At 50.6% G+C, this 6,290-nt stretch carries 7 protein-coding genes; 1 reads left to right on the top strand and 6 read right to left on the bottom strand.

Features of this window, described 5'->3' with window-relative positions; genetic code table 11:
• A partial coding sequence (locus tag IQ241_RS26885) for a transposase (protein WP_193911096.1) occupies positions 1–118 on the top strand: 118 nt, incomplete at its 5' end.
• Between the two features lie 6 nt (positions 119–124).
• Here IQ241_RS26885 and IQ241_RS24700 read toward each other — a convergent pair.
• The 6 genes from IQ241_RS24700 to IQ241_RS24675 form a co-directional block, all read right to left on the bottom strand.
• Positions 125–1,204, bottom strand: coding sequence for an ABC transporter permease (locus tag IQ241_RS24700; RefSeq protein ID WP_193912399.1), 1,080 nt, complete (start codon positions 1,202–1,204; stop codon positions 125–127).
• Positions 1,201–2,724 carry an ABC transporter ATP-binding protein gene (locus tag IQ241_RS24695; protein WP_193912396.1) on the bottom strand — a complete coding sequence of 508 codons (1,524 nt, stop codon included), beginning with the start codon at positions 2,722–2,724 and terminating at the stop codon, positions 1,201–1,203. The genes IQ241_RS24700 and IQ241_RS24695 overlap by 4 nt, the downstream gene beginning before the upstream one ends.
• Complete coding sequence (locus tag IQ241_RS24690; protein WP_193912394.1) at positions 2,717–3,127, bottom strand: RidA family protein; 411 nt, start codon at positions 3,125–3,127, stop codon at positions 2,717–2,719. The genes IQ241_RS24695 and IQ241_RS24690 overlap by 8 nt, the downstream gene beginning before the upstream one ends.
• A 71-nt stretch (positions 3,128–3,198) precedes the next feature.
• Entirely contained in the window at positions 3,199–3,984 is a 786-nt protein-coding gene (locus IQ241_RS24685) for a cysteine hydrolase family protein (RefSeq protein ID WP_228022079.1), read from the bottom strand.
• Positions 3,985–4,013: 29 nt separating this feature from the next.
• Positions 4,014–5,129: a BMP family ABC transporter substrate-binding protein gene (locus tag IQ241_RS24680; RefSeq protein ID WP_193912392.1), complete on the bottom strand. Its 1,116-nt coding sequence runs from the start codon at positions 5,127–5,129 to the stop codon at positions 4,014–4,016.
• Between the two features lie 69 nt (positions 5,130–5,198).
• The gene (locus tag IQ241_RS24675; protein WP_193912390.1) at positions 5,199–6,140 is read right to left on the bottom strand and encodes an ABC transporter permease; all 942 of its coding nucleotides are present in this window, start codon (positions 6,138–6,140) and stop codon (positions 5,199–5,201) included.
• Positions 6,141–6,290: the final 150 nt, after the last annotated feature.

Raw genomic sequence — 6,290 nt, 5'->3', positions numbered from 1 at the left:
GGCGCTGTGGAGTCCAAGCTATTCAGCTGGCTCTGTAGGCGGTGCTCCTTTGGAGATCCTGAAGCAATACATCCAAACTCAAAGCCGCCCTGAAAGGGCGGGGCTTGAATCCCATTAGTTTTGGTCAGGAAATGGTAGGGCTTTTCGATGAGGAGTGGGTCTTGAGCCCATTGACAGCCAGGACACTGATAAATAGTATCCCCTGCATCACCATGGCACTGGAAGAAGGCAGTTGAGCGACGAGTTGGAGGGCATCAGCGGATGCTGCTAGGCCACCTACCAGTATCGAGAGGGGAATAATTTTGATAATATGCTGTCCGGCCATCCACGCAACTAGGAATCCACTAAGGCCATAACCATTTGACAGATTAGGTTGAAGCCGTCCTTGAACCATGGCGGTCTCAGTGATACCTGCGATGCCCGCTAGTGCTCCCGCGATCGCCATCACCAGTACCACGTTACGTCCAAAGTGTAGCCCTGCCGCCTGTGCCAGTTTGCGGTTGCTGCGCATGAGTTGGAGCGCCATTCCCCACCGGCTTCTAGCCAGCAAACTAGAGAGCACTACCGCCGCCAGTATTCCCAGAACTAGCCCAAAATGTAGATTAGATCCCAAGGATGGCAATTTGGCTGCATTTGGGAAGGGGGCAGTCGCAGGCCAGCCTAAATTAGAGGGATCTTTCCAAGGGCCATAGACAGCGTAATTGACCAGCAGCACTGCTACATAGTTGAGCAAAAGCGTGCTGATGGTTTCATTGACCGCAAATAGGTCTTTGAGTAGGCCAGATATAGCGGCCCAGAGCGCGCCGCCCAGGGCCGCTGAAAACAGCATTAGCGGCAGCAACAACCCGGTAGGAGCATCAATCAGGGCCAGAACTGGAGCGGTTCCTACAAGTGCACCGAAGTAGAGCTGTCCCTCTGCACCCACTGAGATCAGCCCAAGTTTGGCAGGAAGGACCGTTGCGATCGCGCACAGCAAAATCGGTGCGGTCTTCAGCAAGGTTTCTGTCCAAGAGTAGGAACTGCCAAAAGCAGCATCCACAATGGCCGGAAACAGCTCTAGAGGAGACTGTCCGACAAAGGCAAAGAAAGCCCCGCAAATGATCAGAAATACTAATGTAGAGAGCAGGATTGAGCCAATTATACTGTTTGACAATCGCTGGATGACGATAGCTGGGAATCTAGATTCGGTATGTACCAGTTTCATGCAACCTCTCTTCCTCCAGTCATCCACTGCCCCAGCTGATGGCGGTTAGCTGTAGAGGTTTCTACCACACCGACAACCTCGCCGCGAAACAGCACGGCGATGCGATGAGAATACTGAAGCAGGTCGTCTAGACTTTCAGAAATCCAGACGATACAGGCTCTCGATTGGGCATGTTGAAAGAGTTTCTCGTAAACAAATTGGGTTGCGGCAATATCGAGTCCCATAGTTGGATAACAGGCGATTATCAGGCTGGGACTGTCTGATAATTCTCGCGCCAGAACTAGTTTCTGAAGATTACCCCCGGATAGATTAACGGCTTTCAAGGTCGGATCGGGCGGCTGCACATCAAAGGCATGGATGAGACGGGCTGCATGCGTTCTCTGTTTAGCTCTGAGAGGAAAAAAAGCCATTTTCCCAATCTTTTTCGCCCATAAGTTAGCGACTAAATCTAACTCTGCCGCTACGCCATTTTGCAGCGGCTGCTCAGGAATATAGGCAATATCTTGGCGAGATGACTTTCCTGCCCGGTGCAAGAGCGTTCCATCCAAAAGCATAGTTCCCTGAACCGAGGGAAGCAGACCTGCCAGAACATCGGCGAAGAGCTGCTGCCCGTTGCCAGCGACGCCTGCTATGCCTACGATTTCTCCGGCGGCGATCGCCAAATTAACATTGCGAATGGTGCTGGCGCTAGAGCGAGAACTGGCATCACTATCCGCAGATAGGTTCTGAATCTGCAACCTAGGATAAGCCGGTGACGGCGGCACCGGATTTACAATCGCTAGATTCTCTCTACCTACCATCATATACACCAGCTCTTTGGCAGTACGATCACGGGCAGGACTCATGTCCACTACTCGCCCCTTCCGCATAACAGCAGTGCAATCGGCACAGGCCCTCACGTCCTCTAACTTGTGGGTGATGAATACGACCGCATGACCCTGGTCTGCCAGCTGTCTGATCAGCATCCAAAAGCGTTGGGTTTCGATAGGTGTTAAAACAGAGGTTGGCTCATCTAAAATCACAACCCTAGCATCGGCATCTAATGCTTTGACCAGCTCGACCAGCTGCTTTTCTCCTACCGCCAAATTGCGTATCAGATTAGTGGGCTGAATGCTGGGAGCAAGTTCTGAAAGACGAGAGTGGGACTTTACCCAGTGGGTACGGTTGACCCAGACTCCCCTTGGTGCCTTCGCTGAGGCTAGCATCAAGTTTTCTGCCACCGTTAAATTCTCAATCAGGCTAAACTGTTGAAACACCATGGCAATGCCAAGCCGCATCGCGGTATGGGGCGAGTCAATGGTAACCGGCTGCCCCTCAATTAGAATGCGACCTGCATCCGCCTGATAGAAGCCGTAGAGAATTTTCATTAGGGTGCTTTTTCCAGCCCCGTTTTCACCCAGAAGCGCTAGTACCTCACCCGGGGCAATGTCGAGGCTGACTTGATCATTCGCTATGAGGGCACCAAACCGTTTAGAAATGCCTTGCAGCTGGACAATTGACTGACGCTTTGGGTCACGCATGGGAGGCAACAGGACGACGAGCTACGCAATCAATTTCTACTCTGGGGTCTCGCACCAGGCTGGCAACTCCAACGCAGGTACGAGCTGGCAGGCCGCCATTAGGAAAATAGGTTTGATAGACCTGGTTAAAGGGCTCAAAATCTTCCTCCAGGTGGGTCAAGTAAACCCCCATCCGTACGACATGCTCAAACCCCAAATTCAAACTCATTAGGACGGTTTTCAGATTTTGAAAGACCAGATGGGTTTGGTTTTCAATTCCGTCTGGGATAGGTGCGGCAGCATCATAGGGGTCTAAGGGAGTCTGGCCGGTGAGGAAAATCCATCCATCAATTTCGGCTGCATGGCAAAAAGGGCCAGTGGGCATAGGTGCGCCATCCGCCATGTGAAAGTTTGGTGTATCCATAGGTTGATTGATCTAATCTTTGTACTGAGCTATTGTTAAATGCGGATTTGAGCCTAAGAAAGCAGTTCAGGTTAAAGCAGAGCAAGCGCTTTCAGAAGCTCGTCAGATTGAGTAACAAAACCATAGAGCAAATTTACGTTGTAAAGAGTGGCCTGGATACAGTACTCCGGTGAGGTCGTAGCGGAACAGTCCTCTACTAAGATGCAGTCGTAACCCAGAAATGTCGCATCTTGAAACGTAGATAGAACACATTGGTCTAGGTTCACACCGCCGAAAAACAAGGTGGTGATGCCCATATTTCGTAGGATACTGTCGAGTTCGGTATCCCAAAAACCGCTGAAGCGATGTTTAGTTACGTGAATGTCTTGACTGCCGGGGTTTAGCTCATCGACAATCGCCGCTCCCCAATCTCCCTTTCGCAATACGTGAGATCCCTGAGTGGGAACTTGCTCATTCAACCCTATTCGTTCTCCCTTGGGACTATGGGCATGTAGGACAGAAGGTGAAATGTTCAGTAGGTCGGGACGTACGCCCCAGTTTAACCAAATGACGGGAATGCGGCTGGCGCGGCATTCCGGTACGAGCTGGCTAAGGGGCTCGATAGGACCGCGATCGCGTTGGTAGTCTACGCCAATGACGTCTAGCCAACCTCCTTGGGTACAGAAGTCGTTTTGCATATCCACGATCAGTAGGGCGGTTTTCGAAGCATCCACTACAATATTTTGCGGGTCGGCGTTTACCCGCATAGGCCGCACGGCTCGTGGCACCCGTGTCATATCGACCTCTTCGGAAGAAACCAGCCACTGGCAGCCTTCAGCAGCTCCCATTACTCGTTTTTTGTTCAATTCAGCTACCATATCGCTACTCTCGTTCAAAATTTACGTTGCTAGGATGCGGGTCCAATTACCCCTTTGATTAGGTAATCCATCGTTTCAATTTCGTCTATTTCCATTGCTTTACCGCCTGGTACAGCGACAGTATCATCCTGCTTCACTAACGGACCTTCCCAGACTACTTTTTCGCCAGAGATGATAGCTTCTTTCTCAGCCAGAACCTGCTCCTTCGTCGCTTCGCTAACAGCGGCACCAAAAGGATCGAGGACAACATCGCCCCCTTTGAGGCTACCGCGTACATGGGTAGGCTCCCAGGTTCCGGCATTGATTTCTTCAACCAGCTGCGTCATCATTGGTCCCCAGTTCCAGGAGGCCCCCGTTAGCCATGCCTGAGGAACGCGATCGCTAATATCTACGTCCTTTCCAATCACATACACTCCTCGCTTTTCAGCAGTTTCAGAATAGGTAAGCGGTGAGTCTACCTGTCCTGCGATAACATCGATGTCGCTATCAATTAGAGAATTAGCAGCTTCTGCCTCCTTGGCTGGATCTAGCCAGGCCCCGGTCCAAACAACGGTTGTGGTGATATTGGGATTGATGCTCTGTGCTCCTAAGGTAAAAGCATTGATCGTTCGTAGGATCTGAGGAATTTGGAAGGCCCCGATGAAGCCTAACCTATTAGTCTGCGTTACAGACCCGGCCACCATGCCAGCTAGATACATCGCATCATCACTATCTGCCCAATAGGTGCCTACGGTATCGCTGGTTTTGAGACCACCTGCATGGAGAATCCTCACATCGGGATACTGATTTCCAACCTCAATTGCGTAGTCAAGATACCCATAGCTTGTGGCAAAAATGATTTTGTGGTCCTCTTGAATCAGGCGTTCCATCACTCGAGCCACATCTGCTGTTTCAGGAATATTATCGAAGTAGGTTGTCTCCACGCCTTCGAAATTTGCTTCTACATATTGCCGTCCTAAATCCATAGAGTAGTTATAACCCATGTCGGTTTGAGGACCTACATAGATATATCCAATCTTCTGCGCACTGCTGTTAGTAGGTGAAAGCTCCTCCGTTTGGATGGATGGGGTAGGCGAACAGGCAACGACGACAAACGTTACTATTGCCGCTAAGAGAGCAGATATCCGAAATCGTTTTGGATGCATATTATAGTCCTCATACAGGTTAAAGATAAGGCAATAAGGAGAATGGTTTGTTCTAGTGTTGGAGCTTCTTCAAACGGTGTGACTAAAGACCGAACGGAGTCCCTCTGGCATCCCGCCAGTTTGACGAACCTGACCGTAGTTGATCACCAAAACGACGAGTGCTACCAGATAGGGCAGGGTCCCCATCAGGTAGGGCGAAATAGGCGCACCTGCGGCCTGAAGTCGAAGTGCCAAGGCTTCCGAGCCTCCGAATAAGAGGGCTACAGGCATTACGAGATAAGGATTCCAACGCGCTACGATGACAAGTCCAACGGCTACCAGGCCTCGCCCTACAGTCATCCCTTCTGCCCAAGTGAGAGTATAGTCTACGGACAACGCTGCTCCACCAATTCCTGAGAGAAATCCACCTGCCATGATACCCTGACACTGAATCCAAAGAGAATTGATGCCCATTGCCCGAGAAACAGTAGTAGACTCTCCCACAGCTCGCCAGGTTAACCCCGTAGGGCTGCGATAGAGCCACAACCCTAGGAGAGGTGAAAGGATAATCGCAATTCCAATCACCGGGGTCATTTCCGTTATTAAAGGGCCTAAAACAGGTACCAGTGCCAGCCTAGGCAAGTCTAGGGTACGAAAACCTTGCTCTATCTTTTCGCCCACGAAAGCTCGACCAAAAAAAGCACTTAGTCCAGAACCTAGAATCCAAACCCCAATACCACTGGCAATCTGACTGCTGCCACAGGCTAGACAGAGAAAGGCATGTATGGAGGACAGGACCAGCCCCGCGACTCCACCCAGCAATAGTCCCATCCAGGGGTTACCAAACGTGATAGTCACTGCAAAGCCCGTAATCGCGCCTACCAACATCTGACCTTCTACACCGAGGTTAATTATCCCCACCCGTTGCGTCAGAGTTTCGCCCAAAGTGACAAACAATAGTGGAGTGGCACTACGGAGTGCTGAAACTGGTAGCCCATTCAGCACCGCTATAACTGTATCTCCGAAAGACATTCCCAACCTTCTTCTGTCCCTTCTATACTCTAGACGCCTGATATTTGGACTTTCTTAAAGGACTGAAAATTCATGGTCAACAAAGTTTCTAGCGATGCTTTGTGGGTCGTATTGGCCTGCTCAATACAAGTGTTAATCGCGTCCTTGAAC

The organism is Vasconcelosia minhoensis LEGE 07310 (assembly GCF_015207255.1).
GTDB lineage: Bacteria > Cyanobacteriota > Cyanobacteriia > Phormidesmidales > Phormidesmidaceae > Vasconcelosia > Vasconcelosia minhoensis.
Note: the sequence above shows the minus strand (reverse complement) of the source record. Positions and strands in the feature narration are given on the sequence as shown.